Origin of the sequence: Pseudomonas tumuqii (genome assembly GCF_013184545.1) — a bacterium.
Taxonomy (GTDB): domain Bacteria; phylum Pseudomonadota; class Gammaproteobacteria; order Pseudomonadales; family Pseudomonadaceae; genus Aquipseudomonas; species Aquipseudomonas tumuqii.
The window spans coordinates 177,191-199,172 of sequence record NZ_JAAOJA010000004.1 but is presented as its reverse complement, the minus strand read 5'-3'; the positions used below and the strand labels follow the sequence as shown (position 1 = coordinate 199,172).

Genomic DNA, 21,982 nt, shown 5'->3' with positions numbered 1-21,982 from the left:
CAGCGTTGCTCGAGCCGAGCGAAAGGAGACCATGATGAGCCCACTCAAAAGCGTCGTTATTCCACTGGCATTGTTGAGCGGATCGCTCATGGCATCTGCCGCCTGGGCCGAGCCGGCGGCGCTGATTACCGCCACGCCCGCCGAACTCGAATGGGTCGCCGCGCCGTCGGTGGGACCCGGTGCGATGATCGCCGTGATCGAGGGCGATCTGAAAACTGCCGAGCCCTTTACCTTCCGCTTGAAGGTGCCGGCCAACTCGAACATCGGCGTGCATACCCATCCGGTGACCGAACGGGTAACCGTCATCTCGGGCACCTTCTATTTCGCCAACGGCGACAAGTTCGACGCCGCCCAGGCCAAGGCCTACCAGCCAGGCGACACCCTGATCATCCCCGCAGGGATGCCTATGTTCGCAGCCACCAAGGACCAGGAAGTCGTGGTTCAGTTGCATGGGACCGGCCCCTGGGGCATCAGTTACCTGGACCCGGCGGACGACCCGAGAAACCAGTAGCGTCGTGGCACGCCAGGCTGTTGCCGCGCGATCGCCTCGGCGCGGCAACAGCGGCGGATAAAACGCCGCCCGGCGTCGTGAGCGCGCGGCCCGGAAGCCGGTCAAATTGGCGACAGAGCCAAGCCCGCCATGGTACGTGGGCAATTCCTGGCATACGGCCAGGCGTGATCCGCTATCGGCTCGAGCGCAGCGCATAAGCGCATGCCAGGCAGTGCCGCGCCCCGCAAGCGACTATTGGTTTTATACTCAATGCAGGTCGTGCATGAGTCGGAGGCGAACCATGTCAGTGCCTACCCGCCAAGAGCATCAATGCCTGAACCGCGCGTTGCGCACCCTGAGTGGCTGCAACCGGGCACTGCTGCGCGCCGAAGACGAAGCAACCCTGCTCCAGGAGATCTGCCGGGTGATCGTCGAGCAGGCCGGTTACCGCATGGCCTGGGTCGGCCGCGCCGAGCAGGACGCGGCGAAGACGGTCACCCCGGTTGCCCACGCCGGGGTCGAACAGGCCTACATCGATTCGCTGAACATCTCCTGGGCCGATGACGAACGCGGTCGCGCCACCACCGGCACGGCGATCCGCACCGGCCAACCGGGCCTGACGCGCAATCTGCTGACCGACACCCACACCCGGCCCTGGCGCGAGGGCGCGATCAAGCACGGAATCGCCTCGTTTCTATCGCTGCCGCTACGGGTCGAGGGCGAGATCTTCGGTGCCATCGGCATCGGCGCCCCGGACCCCGATGCCTTCGGCCCCCAGGAGCTGGAGCTGCTGAGCGAGGCCGCCGAGGACCTGGCGTTTGGCCTCCAGGCCCTGCGCAGCAAGGCGCGGCGTGCCCAGGCCGAGCAGGAGATCCAGCGCCTCAACCGCGCCCTGTCGACGCGGGTGGCGGTCAACCATGCACTGATCCACGCCATCAACGAGCTCTCGTTGCTCAAGGAAGTCTGCCGGGTCCTGGTGGCCGAATGCGGCTACCGCCTGGCCTGGGTCGCCTACCTCCAGGAAGACCCCACCGAACCGGAACGCCAGGTCGCCTACGCCGGCGACGATCACGGTTACCTTGCGCGTGTCGAGGCCTGGGCCGGCAGCGCCGAGGGCAAGGCCTACATCCAGCAATTCGATGCCGAGCTCACGGCCGGCCGGCCACTGGTCATCCGCAACCTCCTCGATGAACCGCTAGAAGCGCTAAAAGACGTCGCCATCGAGCACGACATTGGCGCGGCCATCGTGCTGCCGCTGCGGGTCGAAGAGGTGCTGATCGGCAAGCTGGTGATCACGGCCGCCGAGGGCGACGCCTTCGACGAGCAGGAAGTCGACCTGCTGCTGGCCACCGCCAACGACCTCGGTTTCGGCATCGCCACCCTGCGCACCCGGGCTCGGGCGCTGCAGGCCGAAGCGACCATCAGGCGCATGGCTTATACCGACGAGCTGACCGGCCTGCCCAACCGCCTGCGCCTGCGCGAACTGCTGGAGAACGCGATCAGCGCGGCCAAACAGGAGCACTGGGCACTCGGCCTGTTGCAACTGGAGGTCGGGCGCAACCAGGAACTCAACGAAACCCTCGGCTATCGCGAGGGTGACCGCCTGCAACAAGCCATCGCCGCCCGCCTGGTCCAGGCGGTGGGCGCGAGCAACGCGGTGGCGCGGATCGGCGAGTGCGAATACGCCGTGCTGATGCCCAGCGGCGGTGCCGAACAGGCCTCGCAGCTGGCGCAGAAAATCCTGGTGGCGCTGTACGAACCGATCGACCTGTCCGGGCTTTACCTCGACGCCCGCGCCAGCATCGGTATCGCCCTCTACCCCGGTCACGGCACCGATGCGGATGCGCTGATCCGCCGCTCCGGCAGTGCCATGGACCAGGCCAAGCGTTCCAGCAGCGGCTATGCGCTGTTCCACGGCGGCCTGGATCGCGAATGCGCCCAGCACCTGACCCTGATGAGCGAGCTGCGCCGGGCGATCGAAGGCAACCAGCTGCGGTTGTACTACCAGCCGAAGCTGCAGATCGCCACCAACAAGGTCTGCGGCAGTGAAGCCCTGGTGCGCTGGCAGCATCCGCAGCACGGCCTGCTGCCGCCCAACGATTTCATCAAGCTGGCCGAAAATACCGGGCTGATTACCCCACTCACCTACTGGGTGCTCGACGCGGCGCTGGGCCAGAGCTACGCCTGGCACCAGGAAGGCGACCATCGACCGGTCTCGGTCAACCTGTCGGCGCACGATCTGCGCGATCCCAAGCTGATCGAGCGGATTCGCGGCGCCTTCGCCACCTGGGGCGCGCAGCCGAACTGGATCGAATTCGAACTGACCGAAAGCGCACTGATGGAAGATCCGGTGGCGGCGCTGGCGACCCTGACCCAACTGCGAAACCTCGACAGCCGGCTGACCATCGACGACTTCGGCACCGGCTACTCCTCGCTGGCCTACCTGCAGAAGCTGCCGGTGGACTCGCTGAAGATCGACCAGTCCTTCGTCACCCGCATGCTCAGCGACGACGATGACTCGGCGAAGATCGTGCGCTCGATCGTCGAACTGGCGCACAACCTCGACCTCGAAGTGGTCGCCGAAGGTGTGGAAAACCAAGAGACCCTGACCCGCCTAGGCAACTTCGGCTGCGACATCGCCCAAGGCTTCTCGATCAGCCAGCCGCTCCCCGGGGACAGCTTCCGCGCCTGGGAAGCGCTGTCAACCTGGCATTGACCCACGCAGGAGACGCCATGCCATCCCGTAGGGTGTGCCGCGCGTACCACAGCTAAAGACGCTCGTCACCTCTGGCCATTCAGCCCGCAGCCCGTGCCAGCCGCGCTACGGCTTTCGGCTTGCGAAACACCAGCACGTTGCCGAGCATCACCAGCAGCAGACCGAACAACGCCGGCGCGGTCCACTGATAGCCTTCGACGAACACCGAGATATTCAGCGCCACCACCGGGAACAGCACCGTGCAGTAGGCTGCCCGCTCCGGCCCCATGCGCCCGACCAGGGTCAGGTAGGCGGTAAAGCCGATCACCGAACCGGGAATCGCCAGGTACAGCAGCGAACCGACATAGCGCGTGCTCCACTCGAAAGCGAACGGCGTGCCGTTGACCAGACCGATCACCACCAGCATCAGGGCGCCGTAGAGCATGCCCCAGGCATTGGTGGTCAGCGGCTTGAGGCCGGCCTTCTGCTGCAGGCTGGAGAGCAGATTGCCGGCGGAAAAGCACAGGGTACCGAGCAGCGACAAACCGATGCCCAGCAGGGTTTCCCGGCTGGCCGCATGGCCGGCCAGCTCCGGCCAGAACAGCAGGCCGAGGCCGCCCAGCCCCAGGGCGCCGCCAGCCAGTACATTGGCGGCAATCTTCTGCTTGAGGAACAGCCGGGCATTCAGCGCATTCCACAAGGTTGCCGTGGAGAAAATCACCGCGATCAACCCGCTGGGGATCCACTGACTGGAGGTGTAGAAACACAGGAAGTTGATGCAGAACAGACACAGTCCCTGGATCAGGCAGATCACCTGGCCACGTCTATCGAGCTTCTGCAGGCGGCCACTGAGCAGCAGCACGGCAAACAACAGCGCCGCCGCCAGGGCGAAGCGATAGGCAATCGAGGCGACAATCGCCACCTCGCCCATCTGCAGTTTGATGGCGATCCAGGTGGTGCCCCAGATCAGCACGGTCAACAGGTACAACGACAGATTCATCGGATGACTCCCGGTAGATGCCGCAAGTCTGCGCCGTGCCTGGCGCCGGCACTTGCACAAAGTTGCGGGTTTTGTCCGGCAGCGGCAGCAACGCCCGAGCCACTCAGCCGCTGCCGCCGCAGCGCATGTGCGCTGGCGCACCGACCGCAAGTGGCTGTGCGCCCAGTCTGAATCCAGGGCTGCCTGGCGGACTTTTCTCTTCGGCCGTGGTCAATAGCAAGAGGCTGCCGGCAACAGGCAGCACAAGAGGATATGGGTTATGACGACAATCAACAGATTCGGCCCCCTGCTCGGATTGGCCGGTGTCCTTACGCTCAGCGCGTGCATGTCCACGCCACCGCCCGCTGCGCCCTATCCGCAGGATCCCTACCAGGGTAGCGCGGCACCAGGCGGCATCTATTCCGGCTACGGCCGAGTGGAGTCGATTGACAGCGCCCCGCAGGAGTACCAGGGCGTCGGTGGAACCGGCATCGGCCTGGGCTCAGTGGCAGGCGCGGTGATCGGCGGCGTGGCGGGCCACCAGGTAGGCTCGGGCAGCGGCAACACGGCGGCGACAATCGCCGGGGCGGCAGGCGGCGCCTACATCGGCCACCAGCTGGAGAAGCGCAAACAGGCGGCCAGCGCCTACCGGATAACCGTACGCATGGAAGACGGCTCCTATCAAACCCTGACCCAGCCAAGCATCGGCGACCTGCGAGTCGGCGACCGCGTGCGCATCGAGAATGGTGCCCTGCAGCGCTACTAGCGTCGCGATACCGATCAAGCGGCGGTGCAACGCCCTCGCGGATGGGTTAGGCGCACGCTGCCGATAGCGATTGGTCCAGCAAGATCCGTTGCGCCGTAACCCATCATCGGCGCAACGCTGGATAGCGTTTGCTGGCGGAAGTTACTGCGCCGGCTTTAGTCCGCAGACGCCTGGTCCGGCTATGCCCAATGGTTGCTCGGCCCCCCGCCGAGCGGCATGACGGACTCTGCAATCTCATCGGAATTCGGTCCGCGGCTTTCGCCCTGTCCTAAGCTTTATTAAAGGCACCAGGGCATTCGCCTGTGAGGACTGAACATGCACCCCTTGCTAGAGGAGCTTCATCACTATCACCAGACTATTTCCGTCACCATCGACCAGATGAAAGGCCTGCTCGACAAACTGAAAAATGACGTGTGCGACGCGGCCGATCGGCAGCAGCTTTTTGCACTACTGGAGTCGCTGCATGGTGAAGCCGAGACCCGGCACCACCAGAACGAAGAGCTTATTCGCCGCCTGCTGTTGACCACCCGCGCCCCCGTGCATCCGCGCGTGCTGGATATAGAGCGCGACCATCAGGGCTTCGCCCGGATTGCCAACCAACTCAAGGCGCTCGAGCACTCGAGCCATACGCCGAGAGAAATAGCCACCTTCATCGAGGATTACATAAGCAAGTACTATGATCACCTGGACAGCGAGGAACATATCTTCTTCCCCCTGGCGGATGAATGGCTAAGCGACAACCAATGGCAGGAAATCAAGCGACAGTGGCAGGCATCCGGCTCGTAGGGCGGCCCGGACGGCGCTCCGTTCGAAGGTAGGGCGGTCCGGGCGGCGGTCCGCTCGGAGCGCAGCGACAGCCCGCCAGTTTTGTGCCTGAACCATGGTGTACTGCCTGCAATGACGTCCGGCTGTGCTGGTTAAGCCTTCAACGCAGCTTCGATCGTCGCGATGTCGATCTTTCTCATGTTCATCATGGCTTCAAACGCGCGCTTGGCCGCCGCTCGATCAGGATTGGCTATCGCGGCCGTCAATGCGCGTGGCGTGATCTGCCACGACAGTCCCCACTTGTCCTTGCACCACCCGCATGCGCTTTCCTCGCCGCCGTTTTCGACAATCGCGTTCCACAAGCGGTCCGTTTCGGCCTGGTCGTCAGTGGCAACCTGGAACGAGAAAGCCTCGTTATGCGTGAAGACTGGCCCCCCGTTCAGTCCGAGACAGGGGATGCCCATCACCGTGAACTCAACCGTCAGGACATCGCCCTGCTTGCCCGCCGGATAGTCGCCAGGCGCGCGATGGACTGCGCCTACCGCGCTGTCCGGGAACGTCTTGGCGTAGAAGGTCGCAGCATCCAACGCGGTGCCGTCGTACCAGAGGCAAATCGTATTTTTGCTGATCATCCTGGTTCTCCAAGATTGGGACTGACCCGTGGAGTCTAGCCTCGAAGGTAGCCTGGAGCGGCAGCAGGGCATTCTTGCTGCCTGCTATCGAACCAATCATAGCTGCCGTTGGCGAAAGGCAGAACCGGCCAAAAACGGACCTTGAACTGACGACCCATGACGTGTTGTTTTTGATCTTTAGATCACTTTTGCGGTATAGCCCCAACAAGATCCCTGAAGCCTCTTCCGCGTCAGGTTTGTGCGTGCAGGACGTGTTGATCCGGTTGATGGGTTCAGGCGCATCCTGCTCGCCTTCTTCTAGTTATCGAAAAGAGCAGCCAGATCTCCGGTACGCCAGACGTTGTCGACCCTGACGCGTTCAATGAGCCAAACGTCTCCCTGCCTTACCATTTCCACGTCGTAACGGTTTTTCATGAGGTAGTGGCGCGACGGATCGCTTTTCAGCACGTGCTGCGCTTCCACCAGGGCATCCAGATGCGCCTTGTCACCATTGATGCTGGCCCGAGGGTTGCTCACCGAATGAGTGGTGTCGACGTGACTGAGCGCTACTGATAGCGCTGCGACGATAGTGTCCCGACTTTCCAGCACCGGGTATTCAAAGCCGGCTTTTGCGGCGGCGGGCCGGAAGTCGGAAACTGCATTTTCCGCCAACGCCGATGCGAGAAGATCGTTGTCTTGCAGATCGATACCGGCAGCGAATCGGTAAAGTGTTTCAACCACCGAGAGCTTGTCTGCGGTTTCCTGAAGGTCTGTGGATGACATGGTTAACGCCTTATGTGAAGTGAATCACCATGGTATAAGTTGTATACTAGATATCAATTACGCACCTTGGAGTCATCAGGTATCTCAGAGGAAACCACATGCATGAATCGGATGATCGGAGCCTGACTCGAATCGGCTCAGACACAGACAATAAAGTCGATTGCTCGAGTCGTTTCTTGCTGGATCAAATCGCGGACAAGTGGTCGGTACTGATCCTAGCGGCGCTATGTCAGAAGCCGCTGCGGTTCAACGAACTCAAACGCTGCCTGGATGGCATTACCCAAAAAGCGTTGACTCAGGCGCTGCGACGCCTGGAGCGCAACGGCATCCTTGACCGTCGGGTGATCCCTTCGTCGCAGATAGCGGTCGAGTACAGCATTACCCCATTGGGCCGGACGCGGGAAGAACCATTCCGGGCTTTGCATACCTGGACCATCTGTCACGTGGACGCCGTCATACAAGCACAGTCGGCCTTCGACGAACGCGAAACTGAGCCGTTATAGCGCCCTAGTAATCGGTCATTGTCGTACCGGCAATGGTCTCGGCGAATCCGATGCCGAACACCCGTGCCGGGGTTTCGAAGCCGGGTTGTCGCTCACCATTCAGCACCCGACGTGCTGCCTCCACAGCTGCCAAAGGTGTGTAGCTGTAGCCGTTGACTGTTTCGATGACTGAGCGCACAACCATGCCGTCAGCGCCTACGACTTCAGCCACTGCACGGGCACGATGACTGTCACGCTCTTGAATACTTGGGCCGTCCGGGAGTTGTGACAGATCGCCTTCAGGGAAGGCATCGCCGGTTATATGCACAAACATGGCAATGTTCGGGATGGCGGTGGAACGCCAGCCGGTGACCAGATCACCGAACGATAACGGCACGCACAGCGCCGGACCCTGGCCAAAATCGAAGTACTGCGGTTGCGCATCCGGTGTTGCTAAAAGCTGTCCATCCACTCGCGTCAGAAGCCCCGCCCCCATGATCTCGCTGACACTCATGGCCGAGCCCCGTGACATTGAGCCAGCGACCTGTAACGCTACTCTCAACGTCTGCGGATTCTGCACGCGCCGAGCGACATGCATCGCCAGACAGTCTGTCGGCACCACGTCCCAGCCAACCCCAGGCAGCAACATGACCCCGGCCTGCGCAGCTTGGGTTCCCAACCGTTCCGCCAGCCGATAGGCATTGATCTCAGCCGTGATATCCAGATAGTCGACCCCGGCCTTGATGCAAGCGTGCATCAAGGGTTGTGCCGTTTGAGCGAAAGGCCCGGCAAAATTCAGCAGTACGCCGACGCCCTCCAACGCTTCTGCCGCCAGGGCATCAGGGCTGAACACTCGATACGGAACATCAAGTCGCGTAGCGAGTGACTTCACCTTTTCGGCAGTGCGCCCAGCGATAACAATGTCCAGTCCCAATGCCTTGGCATGCTCGGCAGCCATGCGACCGGTGTAACCTGTCGCGCCGTAGATCATTAATTTGTTCATTGCGCGTGCTGCCAGTTCTTGTAGACGAATTCGAGGCTGTAGCCGTCCGGGTCAAGAACATTGGCGGCGTAATAATTGGGGTCGTAATGCAGTCGTGCGCCTGGAGCACCGTTGTCGATAGCACCATGTTCCATGGCGGCTGCGTAGGCGGCATTAACTTCAGCCTTGCTGTGCGCCACGAAGCCAACATGCGCTGCCCGCCCCTCTACCACGCCCTCGCGCAACCAGAAAAATACCCGCCCATTGGCGCCGAAGCCCTTGAGATCCGGGTGGCCCGGCGGACCGTCCTTGCCGTCGTAATCGAGCCGTCCGGTGATGCCGAGCGGAGCCAGCGCAGCGGTATAGAAACGAATGGAACGTTCAACGTCACTGACCGAGATAAAAATGTGATCAAGCATTGCGGATGCCTCGCTTTCAGAGGGTGATTTAAATGAAATATCCGCCCGAGACCTCAATGGTTTGGGCATTGATCCAGCTACCTTCTTCAGACAGCAGCATGGCGATAACACGAGCGACGTCCTGCGCTTCACCCACTCGGCCAAGGGCCGTCTGCGAGGCGAGTAACGTTTCGAATTCTTCATTCAAACCGCCGCCCAGCTCAGTGCGAATCGCGCCCGGCGAGACTGAATTGGCACGGATGCGCCGAGGGCCGAACTCTTTGGCCATGTAACGAGTAAGCACATCGAGCCCACCCTTGAAGGCCGCATAAGGCGCGACGCCCGCCGTGGCAACGCGTGTTGTGGCGCTGGTCAGGTTGACGATACTGGCGCCTTCTTCCATCAGCGGCAGCAAAGCCTGGATCAGAAAAAATGGCCCTTTGAGGTGAACGTTCAACAAGCCGTCAAACTGTGCCTCAGTAACCGTCTCCAACGGGTTGAACAAGCCATGGCCGCCGTTGTTCACCACACCGCCGAGGGTGGTCACTCCCCAGGTTGTCTGTAAGGCGAGTTGCACCGCTTCTCGGAAACTGTCGAAACGGCTTATATCGGCAACGTCGAGTTCAAGCGCCACCGCCTTGCCACCCGATGCCAGGATGCGCTCGACAACAGATGCTGCCGAGTGAGGATCGCTCTTGTAGGTCAGAATGACGCCCATGCCGCGCTGGGCGCAGTGCTCGGCGGCACTGGCGCCGATTCCCCGGCTGCCACCTGTGATAACGACAACACTCATACGCTGCTCCAATGTCGCTGAAATGAGTTACTACAGTAACCATCGCCTTCGCCATGAACGCAGCCGTTCCTACTCGAATCCTGCCTGTTTCTGCTTTTTTCTTGCGTGAATGCATCCGCCTGAGTTCAGATGCCCCTTATGACGAACCGACTGAAAGAACTTCGGGCTTTGGCTGCACAAGCCGAAAACCGCCGCACCGAGACGGGCATCCCGCGCGTGGCCATGGTGCAGGGGAAAATTCCTGAGCATCTGCTGGCAGCTGTTTACGAGCCGATGATCAACCTGATCCTGCAAGGCAGTAAATCGATGACCATCGCAGACCGTACGCTTCGCTACGATCCGGCGACGTATTTCGTGATGTCCATCGAATTGCCAGCAGTAGGTCAAGTACACCCCAGTGCCCAGGGTGAGCCTTACCTCGCGGTCAGCCTGACATTGGATCCGACGGTACTGACAACGTTACTGGCTGACCTTCCAAAACCCGGCGGGCATTACGACAAGAATGCCGGCTTCTCGGTAGCGCCGGTCACACCTGATTTGATGGATGCCTGGGTACGCCTATTACGCTTGATGAACCGCCCCGAGGACATCGCGGTCCTGGCGCCTGCCTACGAACGTGAGATTCTGTATCGTGTTCTGCAAGGCCCCCATGGTTGGATGCTGCGTGACATCGCGGCCCCCGATAGCGCCATGGCTCGGGTCAGTCTGGCCATCCAGTACATTCGCCGTGATTTCGCTAAATCCATACGGGTGGAGGCACTGGCGCAACACGCTGCGATGAGCGTCTCAGCCTTCCACCGTCACTTCAAAGCCGTCACTGCATTGAGCCCGTTGCAGTATCAGAAAAGGGTTCGCCTGCTTCAGGCGCGGACGCTGATGGTCGCCGACGCCAAAAGTGTCACCCATGCGGCGTTTGAGGTTGGTTATGAAAGCGCTACGCAATTCAGTCGAGACTACGCACGGGTATTTGGCATACCGCCAGCGCGAGATGCGACCAGAATTCTTGGGGAAACCCGAGGCGAGAGAAGGTAGGCCGATTTACTTTTTAGCACCAAACACCGCGTGTGCTTAGCAGCCGATCTTAGGTGTACTCCACAAATTACCGAGAGTTAACGTCCTCTTTTGCCGATTCTGTTGAAAACAGTCGATCTTGGCCGGAGCCGCCTTTCCAGAGCTCAAAAACGCACGACTTGGACGTTGCTGCGTGAAAACCAAGGCAGTTCCGTCTCCCGTTCGGGTCAGATTTCAACGTAGGCAACGCTCTTTTGTGGGCTGAAATTGCAAATGGACTTTTTCAACAGAATCGGCCGAACGCAGACTTTCGTGACCGTCCGCTCCTTGGCCCATCATGGCCACCGGCACAAATCCCCTCTTGCCTAAACTTGCGCTTTTCTCTCCCCTGAGGGCTGGCAGATGCTCGGGGCCGGGGTAGCATGGCGTGGCAGAGGGAGTACCCATGTCACAGCTCGATCAAAGCCAGGTCTTCCAGGCCATGGCCAGTTCGCCCAATTCCAGGCTGTTGCACAGCGCCGAGCTGGGCGATGGCCTGGCCGCGGCGCTGTGGAGCAATTGCCACGATACCCGCGACTACCAGGCGCCGAGCCACCATACCCTGTCCTGCTACCTGGCCGGCGGCACCGGTACCTTTCGCCGCGAGCGCCCGGACAGCAAGGGCGCGCCGGACAAGTTGTGCATCCTGCCGGCCGGCCATCAATCGGCCTGGGTGATCAACGGCGAGATCAATCTGGCGCACCTGTATGTCAGCCAGGAGCAGTTCGCCCTCGGCGCCGTGCGCCTGCTCGACCGCGAACCGCGCGAGCTGCAACTGCGCGAAGGCACCTTCCTCGACGACCCGCAGCAGGCCCAGCGCTTTCGCCAATTGAGCCGACTGAACTGGCTGGAGCCCGGCGAGCGTCTGCTGACCAGCAGTCTGGCCCACGCGCTGCTCGACCATGCCCTGCTGTCCCAGGTTGGCCGGCGCGATGGCCTGCGCCTGACCGGCGGCCTGGCGCCAGCACAACGGCGACGGCTGCGCGAGTACATCGACGCGCATCTGGCCGAGCCGCTAAACCTGGGCCAGTTGGCCGGGCTCTGTGCGTTGTCCGAGTACCACTTCGCGCGCATGTTCCACCTGAGTTTCGGCCTGCCGCCGCATCGTTATCTGCTCGCTCGCCGCCTCGAACGCGCCCGCCAGCTGCTGCACGGCAGCCGCCTGCCGCTGGGCGAGATCGCCCTGGCCTGCGGCTTCGCCAGCGCCAGCCACTTCAGCAACCGCTTTCGCCAGGCCTTTGCCGCGACGCCAGGGCAGTACCGCCTGGCGCTCGGCGGCTGACCGGCCGCCGTTTGCCGGGAGACGGCATATGGCTGTGCGAGGCGGCGCCTGACAGCCAGCGCCACCGCTGGCCTGAGCGACCGCCCGCCAGATTGCTCAACGGCCTGCTAATCCACCGCCAGCTGTGCCAGAATCATCGGCTTTGCACCCACCCGGCACTGCCATGTCCAGACTCGCCCCCACTCCCGCTGAATTGCCATGATGGCCCTGGATGTCCTGCATCTGCGCCAGGCCGACTGGCGCCCGGCCTTTCGCGCCGGGGACTTCAGTCGCGGGCTGGGCTATGCCGAGCAGGGCCGCAGCACCCTGCTCAGCCTCAAGGGCGAAACCCTGCTGGCCAGCTGTCGTGGTTCGGGCGCGCAGACCTACCAGCAGCGCATCAGCCTGCAGTCCTTCCCCCAGGGCTGGAGCGTCAACGGCCATTGCAGCTGCCCGGTGGGGTTCAACTGCAAGCACGTGGTCGCCGCCCTGCTGACCCTGGAGCGCCAGCAACTGGCCGGGATCGACCTCAGCCCGCTGATAGAGACGCGCGCCGATGTCGTCGAGCAGCGCCTGGAAGGCGTGCAACCGCGGCCCGTGCTGATGCTCGGCAGCCATGTGCGGGTGCATTTCGATGCGCGCAAGGGCCGTATGCTCGAGCAGACCCAGCACCGCGCCGCCCTGGCCTTCGATTACCAGGGCCAGCTGGCCTACGGTAAACCGGCGAAAGACCTGCTGGTGCGCCAGAGCCCGAGCCTGACCCTGCGCATCATCCGCGACGCCGCTGCCGAGGCGGCGCTGCGCCAGCGCCTGGAAGATGCCGGCCTGCAGGTCGCCCTGCGCCAGAGCGAGGCCCTCGCCGAGCATCCCGGCGAACACTTCGAGCTGCCCGGCGAGACGGCCTGGCTGAGCTTCGTCCAGCAGCAATTGCCGCTGCTGCGCGAGCAGGGCTGGCGGATCGAGCAGCAGCCGGAATTTCGCTACAACCTGGCGCAGGTCGACGACTGGTACGCCGCGATCGAAGAAACGCCCGAACACGACTGGTTCGACCTGGAGCTGGGTATCGAAGTCGAAGGGCAGCGCATCAGCCTGCTGCCGATCCTGCTGCAGGCGATCCGGCACAAACCCTGGCTGCTCAATGGCGATGCCATGGCCCAACGCCAGGATGAGGAAATGCTGCTGGTCAGCCTGCCGCAGAGCAACAAGCACATCGCCCTGCCCTTCGCCCGCCTCAAGCCCTTGCTGGCGACCCTCGGCGAGCTGTTTTTCCGCGAGCCGGGCGAGTCCAGCCAGCGCTTGCGTCTGCCCCGCGCCGACGCCGCACGCCTGAGCGAACTGGAGCAAGGTCCGGCGCTGCACTGGCAGGGTGGCGAGCAACTGCGCGGTTTTGCCCAGCGCCTGCAGGCGCACAGCGCTCAGCAGGTCAAACCGCCGGCGGATTTGCAGGCCACCCTGCGCCCCTATCAACTGCAGGGCCTGGCCTGGATGCAGGCACTTGCCGAGCTGGAAATCGGCGGGGTGCTGGCCGACGACATGGGCCTGGGCAAGACCCTGCAGACCCTGGCGCATATCCTCAGCGAGAAACAGGCCGGGCGCCTGGACCGACCGGCGTTGATCGTCATGCCCACCAGCCTGATCCCCAACTGGCAGGACGAAGCCGCGCACTTCACCCCGCAGCTCCGGGTGCTGGCCCTGTACGGGGCGAAACGCCGCCCGTTGTTCAAGCTGATCGGCGAACACGATATCGTCCTGACCACCTACGCCCTGCTGCCGCGCGACCTCAAGGCGCTGGCCGCGCAGCCCTATCACCTGCTGATTCTCGACGAAGCGCAGAACATCAAGAATCCGCGCAGCAAGGCCGCCCTGGCCGCCGGCCAATTGCAGGCCCGGCAACGCCTGTGCCTGACCGGTACGCCGCTGGAAAACCACCTGGGCGAACTCTGGTCGCTGTTCAACTTCCTCATGCCCGGCTGGCTCGGCGACGCCAAGAGCTTCGCCCGCGACTACCGCACCCCGATCGAGAAGCAGGCCAACCAGCAACGCCTGGCGCACCTGCGCGGACGGATCAAACCCTTCGTGCTGCGCCGCACCAAGGAACAGGTGGCGCGCGAGCTGCCGCCCAAGACCGAGGTCACCCACTGGGTCGAACTGACCGCCGCCCAGCGCGACCGCTACGAAACCCTGCGCCTGGCGATGGACAAGAAAGTGCGCGATGAAGTCGCCCGCCAGGGCCTGGCGCGCAGCCAGATCGTCATCCTCGAGGCGCTGTTGCGCCTGCGCCAGGCCTGCTGCGACCTGCGCCTGCTCGGCGATGACGACGCGCAGCTGAAAAGCAGCGACTCGGGCAAACTCAGCGCCTTGCTGGAGATGCTCGAAGAGCTGGTCGATGAAGGCCGCAAGGTGCTGCTGTTCTCCCAGTTCACCTCGATGCTGGCGCTGATCGAAACCGAGCTGCAGGCGCGGCGGATCGGCTACACCAAGCTCACCGGCAGCACCCAGGATCGGCGCACCCCGGTGCAGCAGTTCCAGGCCGGGCAGTTTCCGGTGTTCCTGATCAGCCTGAAAGCCGGCGGCGCCGGCCTCAACCTCACCGCCGCCGACACCGTGATCCACTTCGACCCCTGGTGGAACCCGGCCGCCGAAGCCCAGGCCAGCGACCGCGCCTACCGCATCGGCCAGGACAAGCCGGTGTTCGTCTACAAGCTGATCGCCCGCGGCAGCGTCGAAGAGAAGATCCAGCACCTGCAGCAGGCCAAGGCCAACCTGGCGCGCGGCCTGCTGGAAGGCGGCAGCCAGGCGCAGTGGCAGATGAGCGAAGACGACCTGCAGGCGCTGTTCGCGCCGCTAAGTGACTGACCCCGCTTTTTGGTCATCGCTCTGCGTATCGTCTTTCTCGGATGCATCATCGGCCGTATTGCGCTTGCGCCGTGGGCCATCCGCCTACACCGAGGAGTAGGCGGCATGGCGCACCAGCAGAATCGCCTTCGCCGCCCAGTTCGTCGCTTTGCCCGACGACATACACCAGGGTCGGCGTCTGATAGACCAGGTTGGCGTTATCGCCGATGCACGCCACGGCAGCGGCGTCGCTTATGATTTTGCTCATTGAGTAAACCTTATAGCTGCCGGACGGGGAGACAAGTGGCTGACAGTAAAGCCGCTGAGCAGGTCAAGCCCGCTGCGGAATATGGCCATGGCTCATGGTTGCCCGAGAGAGACGTGGCGCGATGACTGCCGCGAACGCCTGGAGACGCTCTCGCTACGGCGCTCGATATTTTCACAACCGCTGATCCCTTGCCCCACCTTGCCAACGGGTGACGAGCGCTCCTTGTCACATGCCGTCACATCCCGGTGCAGTGGATGGCTTAGGCAGGCGCTGTAATGGACAAAGATGACGCAAATCGGTGTGGAACCATCCGCATTTTGGCAAGTAACCAGGAAGCAAGGTGCTAGGCTGCAAGCCAAGAGTTACCGGGTAGTTGCTCGCTGTTTGCATGGCTGGAGAGGCCGATCTCGCTATCATCGGGCGCATTCAAATTGCCCACTCAGTTTTTAATCCCAGGAAATCAACCATGCCCAGCAGTACGCGGTTTGCAGTCGCAGTCCATATTCTTACCGGGTTAGCCATTCACGAAAATCAACCCCTGCCATCCGAAATTATCGCCAAGAGCGCCAGTACCAATGCCTCGGTGATTCGTCGAATCCTGTCGATGCTCAATGAGGCCGGCTTTTCCACCTCGCAGTTGGGCCAGGGCGGCGGGGCTTTGTTGGCCAGGCCTGCCAGCAGCATCACGCTGCTGGACATATACCGGGCGGTGGAAAAGGTCCCGCTGTTCTCCATGCACAGAACGGCGCCGGACAAAGGCTGCGCGGTGGGCAAATACATCCAGCCGATCTTGCAGGAGAAAATCGACATCGCCACCGCGGCGCTGGAACTCGAACTCAGCCGGGTGAGCATTGCCGATATCGCCGGACAGATCTCCGAGAGCGAGCGCCTCTGTCCTGACTTGCAGGATTACCAGGCCCGCTAACCAGGCAGCGCGGCCACGCTCAGGGGCTGGCCGAGCAGGCTGCTCATGATGCTGCGCGCCTTGTCCTGCGCGGCACTGCTGCAGAACGCCAGGATGCCAGGGGTTTGCTGTGTGCTGAGCAAATCCAAGGCCTGCAAGCGCCTGCCTACTTCGGCGGCAACCGCCGCCGAGGGATCGATAATCTGCACGTCAGGCCCCACCACGCGCTGGATGCTGTCTAGAAGAAATGGGTAGTGGGTACAACCCAGCACCAGGGTGTCGACGCCCTTGTCCAGCGCAGGGGTGAGCAGGCTCCTGAGTAGTTGCTCCACCTCGCTGGAATCCAGGTCGACGGATTCGACCTTGTCAGCCAGCCCCGGACAGGGCACGAACAGCACCTCCACGCCGGCGGCATAGCGCTGGCGCAAACGCTGCAGGCTTTCGCTGTGCAGCGTGCGGGTGGTGGCCATAACGGCTATGACACCGCTCCGGGTCATGATGGCGGCCGGTTTGATGGCTGGCTCGATGGCGATGATGGGGATCGCGAAGCTATCGCGCAATTCGCTCACCGCCACCGCGGTAATGGTGTTGCAGGCAATCACCACGGCCTTGCACTGCTGCCCGACCAGGAAACTGATGATCTGCGCGGACCTTGCGCTGATCCAGGCCGGACTCTTGTCGCCATAAGGCGCATGGAGCGAATCGGCCACATAGAGCAGATTTTCCTGCGGCAACTCAGCCTGGATCGCGCGCAACAGCGACAGCCCCCCTACTCCTGAATCGAGCACGCCGATCGGCTTAATGACAGCCACACCCGCGGCCTCGCCGTAACAGTTATAGCCATGCACCATTGGATTCATTCCATGGTTTTATCGAGCTTGGCGGCTCGCTGGCCGCGCAGGTGCCACGCAGTCAGCAGCGCCGGGCGGGCGTGTAGCAGCGACATAGACAGTGCGCCGGCCAGCATGCCCCAGAAGGCCGAGCCTATGCCCAGCAGGGAAACCCCCGAGGCAGTTACCAGAAAGGTGATCAAGGCCGCTTCACGGTGCCGCTCTTCCAGCAGGGCGCTGGCCAGGCCGTTGCCTATGGTGCCGAGCAGGGCCAGGCCGGCGATGGCCAGAATCAGCTCATTGGGGAATGCCATAAAGAGCGCGCCCACTGTGGCACCGAAGATGCCCACCAGCAGATAGAAGAAGCCTGCCGCAACCGCTGCCGCATAACGTTTTTTCGGGTCCTCATGGGCTTCCTTGCCGGTGCAGATGGCCGCGGTGATGGTCGCCAGATTCAAGGCGTAACCGCCGAAGGGCGCCAGCAGCAAGGTCGCCACGCCGGTCCAGCCAATCAGTGGCGAGCTGGGCGTCTGGTAGCCGGAAGCGCGCAGCACGGTCAGGCCCGGAATGTTCTGCGAGGCCATGGTCACGGCGAACAGCGGCAGGGCGACACCGATCATGGCCTGCAGGCTGAAGCTGGGCGCGACGAACTCGGGCGTGGCCAAGGCCAGGTCGACTCCCTGGAAATTCAACATGCCGGTGCCGGCGGCTATGCAGATGCCGACGAGCAACGGCACCATGACCGCATACCTGGGCAGCAGGCGGCGCGCCAGCAGGTAAGAGAGGAACATGGGAAACACCAGGCTGAACTGGGTTTGCATGGCCTTGAATGCATCCAGGCCGAAGCGCAGCAGTATGCCGGCCAGCATAGCGGCGGCGATGGCCATGGGGATGTGCTTGACGATGCGTTCGAACCAGCCGCTGAAGCCGCACAAGGCGATCAGCGCACCGCAGACGATAAAGGCCCCGGTGGCTTCCTGCAGTGAAACGCTGGAGGCACTGGTGATCAGGATCGCCGCCCCGGAGGTGGACCAGGCAATGGCGATCGGTGCCTTGTAGCGCAGCGACAGGGCGATGCCGGTTACGCCCATGCCGATGCACAGGGCGAGCATCCACGAGCCGATCTGCGCCGGCGTGGCACCCAATGCCTGGGCGGCCTGGAATACCAGGACGGCGGAACTGGTGAAACCCACCAACACCGTGACGAACCCGGCATTGATGGCGGAAAGGGACAGATCGTTGAAGAAACGCATAACCAGATCCTGTTGTCTTGAAAGCGCCAGGCCTTTCGCGCATACGCGAAAGGCCTGGCGAAACATAGGCCCGCGCCGTTACTGCGAGGCGACCTGCTGGTCCGCGATGGCCTTGATATAGGCCGGATGAGCCTGGACCGCCGCGATCATGCGCTTGACCTTGTCGCTCATCAGGATATCGACCGGGAAGTAGGCACCCCAGCTGGCATACACGGCCAACATCATGTCGACCACGGAAATGCGCTCGCCGAAGATAAAGGTCGAGTTTTCCAGTTGCGTGTCCAGCGAGGCCCACAGCGTGCCGATGATGTCGCTGGCGGCGTTCAGCGCCTGCTCCTTGGCCGGGCCGTCGGCGAGGGTCTTGCCGATAAAGAACAGGCGACCATAGGCCGGATGCAACGTGGCGTTGGCGAACATCAGCCACTCGGTGAAGCGGGTTTTTTCCAGGCCGCCCTCGGGCAGCATCTGGTTTTTGTGCTTCTCCAGCAGGTAGAGAATGATCGCCGCGCCTTCGCGGATGACCTGGCCGTTATCGACCAGTACGGGAACCATGCCGCGGGAGCCCAGCTTGTCGAAATCGCTGACCTTGTTGCGGTCAATCGGCTCGACGTCCTGGTTGAGCTCATTGAGCAGGGCATGGATGGCCAGTGAACAGGCACCCGGCATGTAATAAAGTTTGTACATGATGTTCTCCTACCTTGGTTTCGAGCTGTTGCTCTTCGAATTGACGCGCCCTTAGCGGGGACGCGCCGTCCATCTCCGTTACCTGCGCCTGCAAACCCGGCCTAGTGCTGATGCCAACTGGAGGCCAGTAACACCCTTATGAATCTGCGTTGCCGCGCTTGCGTTCAGGCCACCGCTGTCTCCACACCGGCCGTTTCGTTGCAGCGGAGCCAGTCTAGGCAAGCGTGGTTACTTATGTATACCTGCAATCTTTTAGTTGCTACATTTACCGGTAACCATCTGGTAACCAGCTAGCCAAGGAGTTGAACATGCTGCCGAGACGGCGCAATCCCGTAGCCCATCCCCGTTGTCCCTTGAGCGAATGCCTGAGCATCATCGGCGGCCACTGGACACCCAATATCATCTGGTACCTGAGCCAACAGCCGCGCCGTTTCAGCGAATTGAAGGCGGACATTCCCGGCATTTCGGCCAAGGTTCTCAGCGCCCGGCTGAAGAAGCTCGAGGCCGAAGGGGTGGTCATCCGTACGGTGCTGCCTACCTCGCCGCCCAGTGTCGAATACAGCCTGTCGAGCCTGGGTCTGGAGCTGAAACCGGCGATCGAAGCCATCGTCGCCGTGGGCCATCGGCTCAAGGAAATCGAGTTGGCCGCGGGCTGAATGGCTGTCCTGCCACTAGAGAAATTCATGGCCCGCCTTCCACAGGGTCATGCCCATCAGCGCCACCAGCATGACCAGCAGCATCACCCGGATAAACGGCGCGCCTTTGCTGATCGCCGCGCGGCTGCCCAGCCAGCCGCCCAGCGCATTGGCCAGGATCATGGGCAATGCGACGATCCAGACCACCTTGCCGGCCCAGATAAAGGCCGCCACGCCGCCAATGTTGGTCAGCAGGTTGATGGGTTTGCTGGTCGCCGTGGCAGCCAACAACTCCAGTTTTAGTCGGGCATGCTTGACCAGCAGCAGAAAGACCCCGGTGCCCGGCCCGGAAAAACCGTCGTAGAGCCCCACCGGAGCCAGGCCGGCGATGATCCTGGCCGCCGAGGGTGGCGGGGATGCCCGCTCGCTGCCGCGCACCTTGACCAGCAGCGCCACCAACAGGGCAACGATCAGGCAGACGAGGATGCATAGCTCGAGAATCCAATCGGGCGTGAGTATCGCCAGGCGGCTGCCGAGGAACGCGGCCAGTACGCAGGGCACGGCGGCCACCCGGACGATGCGCCAGACGATCTTGCCATCGAGCGCATAACGCAGCGCCGCGCTGGCGGTGCCGACCAGGGCCACCGCCTTGTTGGTCGCCAGCACATTCACCGGGGCCATGCCGGACAGCAACAGTACCGGCACCTGGATAATCCCGCCACCGCCGGCGATGGCGTCCAGGTAGCCGGCGCAGAGCGCGGCCAAGACCAGCGCCGCCAGCCATTCGGGGGCCTGGTTGAATAGCGTCAGTTCCATCTTGGGCTGCCCGTCAGGCCGGCGCTCGGTTGTATCTGGCGCGATCTAGCCAAGGTGCTGCAGCCGGTCGCGCTCGCTCACCTGGATACCACCGGTACCCCAGTTGTCGGTGTTGACCTCGTCGATGACCACGAAGGTGGTGGCCGGGTTCTTCTGCAGGACATCCTGCATAAGCTGGGTGACGCCGGCGATCAGGCGCGCTTTCTGCTCCCGGGTGACCCCCAGGTCGGTCACTTTGATATTCACGTAAGGCATATTGTGCTCCAGGTCTTGGGTTTGGCTGATGCTGGGCCGGCTGTCAGGCGCAGCCGCAGCTCTGGGCTTGCTCGGCGCTCAGGTGCGCTTCGTTGTGGGTGACGAAGCCGCTGCGTTTCCACCAGTCCAGACCGCCGATCAGCTCCTTAACCTTGAAGCCGAGACGGGCCATCTTCAGCGCCGCGGAGGTGGAGGCGTTGCAGCCGATGCCGTCGCAATACACGACATACAGCGCCGCGCGGGACAGCTGCGCAGTGTGCGTCTCGATCATGCGTTTATGCGGAAAACTCAGGGCGCCGGGGATGTGCTCGCGGGTGAAAGACTCTACGGAGCGGGCATCGAGAACCATCAGGTCCTCGGCGGCTTTCTGGGCTTCGGCCAGGTCCCAGGAATCGATTTCGAAAGCCAGCTTGTTGGCGTAATGCTCGATCTGTTGCTGCATGATGGTCTCCAGGATGATGGGGCGGTGCAATAACGTCCGGCCCGCTAAGCGCGCCGGACGTTGGCGATCAGGCGCGGATAAAGCGCTGCTCGCGGTCGGCGTCGAAGTAGGGGCTGTCGACTATCTTGCTGCCGTCCTCCTTGCATATTTCCAGGTGGAACTTGGTCGGCCCGGCATAGCCGTAATGGTCGCGGGGAATCTCGATGCTCTTGGCGCGGGCCAGGTCATAACGCGAGTCGTCGGCGATAAAGCGCAGGGAGAAGGCGTCGCGGCCTTCCAGCTCGCCCTCGCCCAGCTTGACGCTGCGGTGAATCACGTACTTGTCAAACAGCAGGGCGTCGCCCAGCTCGTAGTCGTCCTCGACCGAGAAGTATTCGAGCAGGCGGCCGATGCCGGGCGAGTTGAGCGGCTCGTCGCGCAGCGCAACGTAGTCGTCGAAGGCGATACCGCCGGACTTGATGCGCTCGTCCAGGCAGCGGAAGACGGCCGGGTCGATATAGTCGTACATGAACTCACCGGAGATGACGTCGCGCGGCACATAGCGCATGCCGCCGGCCTGTTGCTGGGTATTGATGGGGTGCAGCGGTGCCCACAGGGTGGTGGCGTAGTCTTCGGAGCGGTTGAAACCGAAGCTCTGCGATTCGATATGCCAGGTGAAGCCCTTGCTGACATTCTTCTTCAGACCGAAACCGACGCCCTGGGTGAAGAACAGGGTGCGCTTGGTGAGGCCGTGCATGATCTTCTTGAACTGCTGGTTGGCGAGCAGCTCGAAGATCACTTCGTCGTTGTTGCACAGGTCATAGCGCAGCTTGTCGAAGCCCTTCTGATAATGATCGGTGGGCGTTTCCAGTTCATCGTTCACCCGCTTGCGCAGGTACTCGATCATGTCGCTGGAAAAGAACTGTTTGAGCAGGACGAAACCGGTGCGCTGGTAGTCGGCAATATGCTCATCGGTTAGGCGGAAGTTCTGATTAAGCGTTTCCACAAAACACATCTCCATTGTTT

Annotated in this window: 24 protein-coding genes; 10 read left to right on the top strand and 14 right to left on the bottom strand. The window is 62.4% G+C overall.

Annotation, left to right across the window (positions count from 1 at the left end; translation table 11 throughout):
• Positions 1 to 34: 34 nt before the first annotated feature.
• Positions 35 to 511 carry a cupin domain-containing protein gene (locus G9C89_RS09865; protein WP_172147699.1) on the top strand — a complete coding sequence of 159 codons (477 nt, stop codon included), beginning with the start codon at positions 35 to 37 and terminating at the stop codon, positions 509 to 511.
• Positions 512 to 791: 280 nt separating this feature from the next.
• On the top strand, positions 792 to 3,206 hold the full coding sequence (locus tag G9C89_RS09860; RefSeq protein ID WP_172147698.1) for a bifunctional diguanylate cyclase/phosphodiesterase: 2,415 nt from the start codon (positions 792 to 794) through the stop codon (positions 3,204 to 3,206).
• Positions 3,207 to 3,285: 79 nt separating this feature from the next.
• Here G9C89_RS09860 and G9C89_RS09855 read toward each other — a convergent pair whose 3' ends face one another.
• Entirely contained in the window at positions 3,286 to 4,185 is a 900-nt protein-coding gene (locus G9C89_RS09855; RefSeq protein ID WP_172147697.1) for a DMT family transporter, read from the bottom strand.
• Positions 4,186 to 4,444: 259 nt separating this feature from the next.
• Here G9C89_RS09855 and G9C89_RS09850 point away from each other — a divergent pair, with 259 nt between their 5' ends.
• Both G9C89_RS09850 and G9C89_RS09845 read left to right on the top strand, forming a co-directional pair.
• The gene (locus tag G9C89_RS09850; protein ID WP_172147696.1) at positions 4,445 to 4,930 is read left to right on the top strand and encodes an outer membrane lipoprotein; all 486 of its coding nucleotides are present in this window, start codon (positions 4,445 to 4,447) and stop codon (positions 4,928 to 4,930) included.
• Between the two features lie 315 nt (positions 4,931 to 5,245).
• Positions 5,246 to 5,716: a hemerythrin domain-containing protein gene (locus tag G9C89_RS09845; protein WP_172147695.1), complete on the top strand. Its 471-nt coding sequence runs from the start codon at positions 5,246 to 5,248 to the stop codon at positions 5,714 to 5,716.
• A gap of 131 nt (positions 5,717 to 5,847) precedes the next feature.
• On the opposite strand, the gene G9C89_RS09840 is transcribed toward G9C89_RS09845, so the two are convergent.
• Together G9C89_RS09840 and G9C89_RS09835 are read right to left on the bottom strand one after the other, a co-directional pair.
• Positions 5,848 to 6,327 (bottom strand): VOC family protein, encoded by a 480-nt coding sequence (locus G9C89_RS09840; protein ID WP_172147694.1) that lies wholly within the window; start codon positions 6,325 to 6,327, stop codon positions 5,848 to 5,850.
• Positions 6,328 to 6,624: 297 nt separating this feature from the next.
• Positions 6,625 to 7,089: a nuclear transport factor 2 family protein gene (locus G9C89_RS09835; RefSeq protein WP_172147693.1), complete on the bottom strand. Its 465-nt coding sequence runs from the start codon at positions 7,087 to 7,089 to the stop codon at positions 6,625 to 6,627.
• 98 nt (positions 7,090 to 7,187) lie between these two features.
• Here G9C89_RS09835 and G9C89_RS09830 point away from each other — a divergent pair, with 98 nt between their 5' ends.
• Positions 7,188 to 7,592: a winged helix-turn-helix transcriptional regulator gene (locus G9C89_RS09830; protein WP_172147692.1), complete on the top strand. Its 405-nt coding sequence runs from the start codon at positions 7,188 to 7,190 to the stop codon at positions 7,590 to 7,592.
• 4 nt (positions 7,593 to 7,596) lie between these two features.
• On the opposite strand, the gene G9C89_RS09825 is transcribed toward G9C89_RS09830, so the two are convergent.
• The 3 genes from G9C89_RS09825 to G9C89_RS09815 are packed head-to-tail and all read right to left on the bottom strand — an operon-like array spanning position 7,597 to position 9,744.
• Positions 7,597 to 8,574, bottom strand: a complete 978-nt coding sequence (locus G9C89_RS09825; protein ID WP_172147691.1) for a saccharopine dehydrogenase family protein — start codon at positions 8,572 to 8,574, stop codon at positions 7,597 to 7,599.
• Complete coding sequence (locus G9C89_RS09820; RefSeq protein WP_172147690.1) at positions 8,571 to 8,972, bottom strand: VOC family protein; 402 nt, start codon at positions 8,970 to 8,972, stop codon at positions 8,571 to 8,573. Before G9C89_RS09820 ends, G9C89_RS09825 begins: the two co-directional genes overlap by 4 nt.
• A gap of 28 nt (positions 8,973 to 9,000) precedes the next feature.
• Complete coding sequence (locus G9C89_RS09815; RefSeq protein WP_172147689.1) at positions 9,001 to 9,744, bottom strand: SDR family NAD(P)-dependent oxidoreductase; 744 nt, start codon at positions 9,742 to 9,744, stop codon at positions 9,001 to 9,003.
• A 138-nt stretch (positions 9,745 to 9,882) separates the two neighbouring features.
• Here G9C89_RS09815 and G9C89_RS09810 point away from each other — a divergent pair, with 138 nt between their 5' ends.
• The 3 genes from G9C89_RS09810 to G9C89_RS09800 all read left to right on the top strand — a co-directional run bounded on the left by G9C89_RS09810 (position 9,883) and on the right by G9C89_RS09800 (position 14,911).
• A complete protein-coding gene (locus G9C89_RS09810; protein WP_172147688.1) occupies positions 9,883 to 10,776 on the top strand; it encodes an AraC family transcriptional regulator in 894 nt (297 codons plus the stop codon).
• Positions 10,777 to 11,200: 424 nt separating this feature from the next.
• Positions 11,201 to 12,076, top strand: a complete 876-nt coding sequence (locus G9C89_RS09805) for a helix-turn-helix domain-containing protein (protein ID WP_172147687.1) — start codon at positions 11,201 to 11,203, stop codon at positions 12,074 to 12,076.
• A gap of 201 nt (positions 12,077 to 12,277) precedes the next feature.
• Positions 12,278 to 14,911 carry a DEAD/DEAH box helicase gene (locus tag G9C89_RS09800; protein WP_172147897.1) on the top strand — a complete coding sequence of 878 codons (2,634 nt, stop codon included), beginning with the start codon at positions 12,278 to 12,280 and terminating at the stop codon, positions 14,909 to 14,911.
• 46 nt (positions 14,912 to 14,957) lie between these two features.
• Here the strand turns inward: G9C89_RS09800 and G9C89_RS09795 are convergent, their stop codons facing one another.
• A complete protein-coding gene (locus G9C89_RS09795) occupies positions 14,958 to 15,158 on the bottom strand; it encodes a hypothetical protein (protein WP_172147686.1) in 201 nt (66 codons plus the stop codon).
• A gap of 388 nt (positions 15,159 to 15,546) precedes the next feature.
• On the opposite strand from G9C89_RS09795, the gene G9C89_RS09790 reads away from it, so the two are divergent.
• Positions 15,547 to 16,083, top strand: a complete 537-nt coding sequence (locus G9C89_RS09790; RefSeq protein ID WP_256674159.1) for an Rrf2 family transcriptional regulator — start codon at positions 15,547 to 15,549, stop codon at positions 16,081 to 16,083.
• Here G9C89_RS09790 and murI read toward each other — a convergent pair.
• Genes murI through G9C89_RS09775 form a run of 3 tightly spaced genes read right to left on the bottom strand, consistent with a single transcriptional unit; the run spans position 16,080 to position 18,829 of the window.
• Positions 16,080 to 16,874 carry a glutamate racemase gene (gene murI, locus G9C89_RS09785; RefSeq protein WP_218575922.1) on the bottom strand — a complete coding sequence of 265 codons (795 nt, stop codon included), beginning with the start codon at positions 16,872 to 16,874 and terminating at the stop codon, positions 16,080 to 16,082. The genes G9C89_RS09790 and murI overlap by 4 nt on opposite strands.
• 44 nt (positions 16,875 to 16,918) lie before the next feature.
• Positions 16,919 to 18,211, bottom strand: a complete 1,293-nt coding sequence (locus tag G9C89_RS09780; protein WP_256674158.1) for a benzoate/H(+) symporter BenE family transporter — start codon at positions 18,209 to 18,211, stop codon at positions 16,919 to 16,921.
• Between the two features lie 12 nt (positions 18,212 to 18,223).
• Complete coding sequence (locus G9C89_RS09775; RefSeq protein ID WP_172147683.1) at positions 18,224 to 18,829, bottom strand: glutathione S-transferase family protein; 606 nt, start codon at positions 18,827 to 18,829, stop codon at positions 18,224 to 18,226.
• A gap of 308 nt (positions 18,830 to 19,137) precedes the next feature.
• Between G9C89_RS09775 and G9C89_RS09770 the strand changes: the two genes are divergently transcribed.
• Positions 19,138 to 19,485 carry a winged helix-turn-helix transcriptional regulator gene (locus tag G9C89_RS09770; RefSeq protein WP_172147682.1) on the top strand — a complete coding sequence of 116 codons (348 nt, stop codon included), beginning with the start codon at positions 19,138 to 19,140 and terminating at the stop codon, positions 19,483 to 19,485.
• Positions 19,486 to 19,500: 15 nt separating this feature from the next.
• Here G9C89_RS09770 and G9C89_RS09765 read toward each other — a convergent pair whose 3' ends face one another.
• The 4 genes from G9C89_RS09765 to G9C89_RS09750 form a co-directional block, all read right to left on the bottom strand.
• Complete coding sequence (locus G9C89_RS09765; protein WP_172147681.1) at positions 19,501 to 20,280, bottom strand: sulfite exporter TauE/SafE family protein; 780 nt, start codon at positions 20,278 to 20,280, stop codon at positions 19,501 to 19,503.
• A gap of 45 nt (positions 20,281 to 20,325) precedes the next feature.
• Positions 20,326 to 20,535: a tautomerase family protein gene (locus tag G9C89_RS09760; RefSeq protein ID WP_172147680.1), complete on the bottom strand. Its 210-nt coding sequence runs from the start codon at positions 20,533 to 20,535 to the stop codon at positions 20,326 to 20,328.
• Between the two features lie 43 nt (positions 20,536 to 20,578).
• Complete coding sequence (locus tag G9C89_RS09755) at positions 20,579 to 20,977, bottom strand: rhodanese-like domain-containing protein (protein ID WP_172147679.1); 399 nt, start codon at positions 20,975 to 20,977, stop codon at positions 20,579 to 20,581.
• Between the two features lie 67 nt (positions 20,978 to 21,044).
• Entirely contained in the window at positions 21,045 to 21,962 is a 918-nt protein-coding gene (locus G9C89_RS09750) for a hypothetical protein (protein ID WP_172147678.1), read from the bottom strand.
• Positions 21,963 to 21,982: the final 20 nt, after the last annotated feature.

Bases quoted from the DNA above. Each gene is read 5' to 3' on its own strand.
- G9C89_RS09865 (WP_172147699.1), top strand. From the start codon at position 35: ATGAGCCCACTCAAAAGCGTCGTTATTCCACTGGCATTGTTGAGCGGA.
- G9C89_RS09860 (WP_172147698.1), top strand. From the start codon at position 792: ATGTCAGTGCCTACCCGCCAAGAGCATCAATGCCTGAACCGCGCGTTG.
- G9C89_RS09855 (WP_172147697.1), bottom strand. From the start codon at position 4,185: ATGAATCTGTCGTTGTACCTGTTGACCGTGCTGATCTGGGGCACCACC.
- G9C89_RS09850 (WP_172147696.1), top strand. From the start codon at position 4,445: ATGACGACAATCAACAGATTCGGCCCCCTGCTCGGATTGGCCGGTGTC.
- G9C89_RS09845 (WP_172147695.1), top strand. From the start codon at position 5,246: ATGCACCCCTTGCTAGAGGAGCTTCATCACTATCACCAGACTATTTCC.
- G9C89_RS09840 (WP_172147694.1), bottom strand. From the start codon at position 6,327: ATGATCAGCAAAAATACGATTTGCCTCTGGTACGACGGCACCGCGTTG.
- G9C89_RS09835 (WP_172147693.1), bottom strand. From the start codon at position 7,089: ATGTCATCCACAGACCTTCAGGAAACCGCAGACAAGCTCTCGGTGGTT.
- G9C89_RS09830 (WP_172147692.1), top strand. From the start codon at position 7,188: ATGCATGAATCGGATGATCGGAGCCTGACTCGAATCGGCTCAGACACA.
- G9C89_RS09825 (WP_172147691.1), bottom strand. From the start codon at position 8,574: ATGAACAAATTAATGATCTACGGCGCGACAGGTTACACCGGTCGCATG.
- G9C89_RS09820 (WP_172147690.1), bottom strand. From the start codon at position 8,972: ATGCTTGATCACATTTTTATCTCGGTCAGTGACGTTGAACGTTCCATT.
- G9C89_RS09815 (WP_172147689.1), bottom strand. From the start codon at position 9,744: ATGAGTGTTGTCGTTATCACAGGTGGCAGCCGGGGAATCGGCGCCAGT.
- G9C89_RS09810 (WP_172147688.1), top strand. From the start codon at position 9,883: ATGACGAACCGACTGAAAGAACTTCGGGCTTTGGCTGCACAAGCCGAA.
- G9C89_RS09805 (WP_172147687.1), top strand. From the start codon at position 11,201: ATGTCACAGCTCGATCAAAGCCAGGTCTTCCAGGCCATGGCCAGTTCG.
- G9C89_RS09800 (WP_172147897.1), top strand. From the start codon at position 12,278: ATGGCCCTGGATGTCCTGCATCTGCGCCAGGCCGACTGGCGCCCGGCC.
- G9C89_RS09795 (WP_172147686.1), bottom strand. From the start codon at position 15,158: ATGAGCAAAATCATAAGCGACGCCGCTGCCGTGGCGTGCATCGGCGAT.
- G9C89_RS09790 (WP_256674159.1), top strand. From the start codon at position 15,547: ATGGCTGGAGAGGCCGATCTCGCTATCATCGGGCGCATTCAAATTGCC.
- G9C89_RS09780 (WP_256674158.1), bottom strand. From the start codon at position 18,211: ATGTTTCGCCAGGCCTTTCGCGTATGCGCGAAAGGCCTGGCGCTTTCA.
- G9C89_RS09775 (WP_172147683.1), bottom strand. From the start codon at position 18,829: ATGTACAAACTTTATTACATGCCGGGTGCCTGTTCACTGGCCATCCAT.
- G9C89_RS09770 (WP_172147682.1), top strand. From the start codon at position 19,138: ATGCTGCCGAGACGGCGCAATCCCGTAGCCCATCCCCGTTGTCCCTTG.
- G9C89_RS09765 (WP_172147681.1), bottom strand. From the start codon at position 20,280: ATGGAACTGACGCTATTCAACCAGGCCCCCGAATGGCTGGCGGCGCTG.
- G9C89_RS09760 (WP_172147680.1), bottom strand. From the start codon at position 20,535: ATGCCTTACGTGAATATCAAAGTGACCGACCTGGGGGTCACCCGGGAG.
- G9C89_RS09755 (WP_172147679.1), bottom strand. From the start codon at position 20,977: ATGCAGCAACAGATCGAGCATTACGCCAACAAGCTGGCTTTCGAAATC.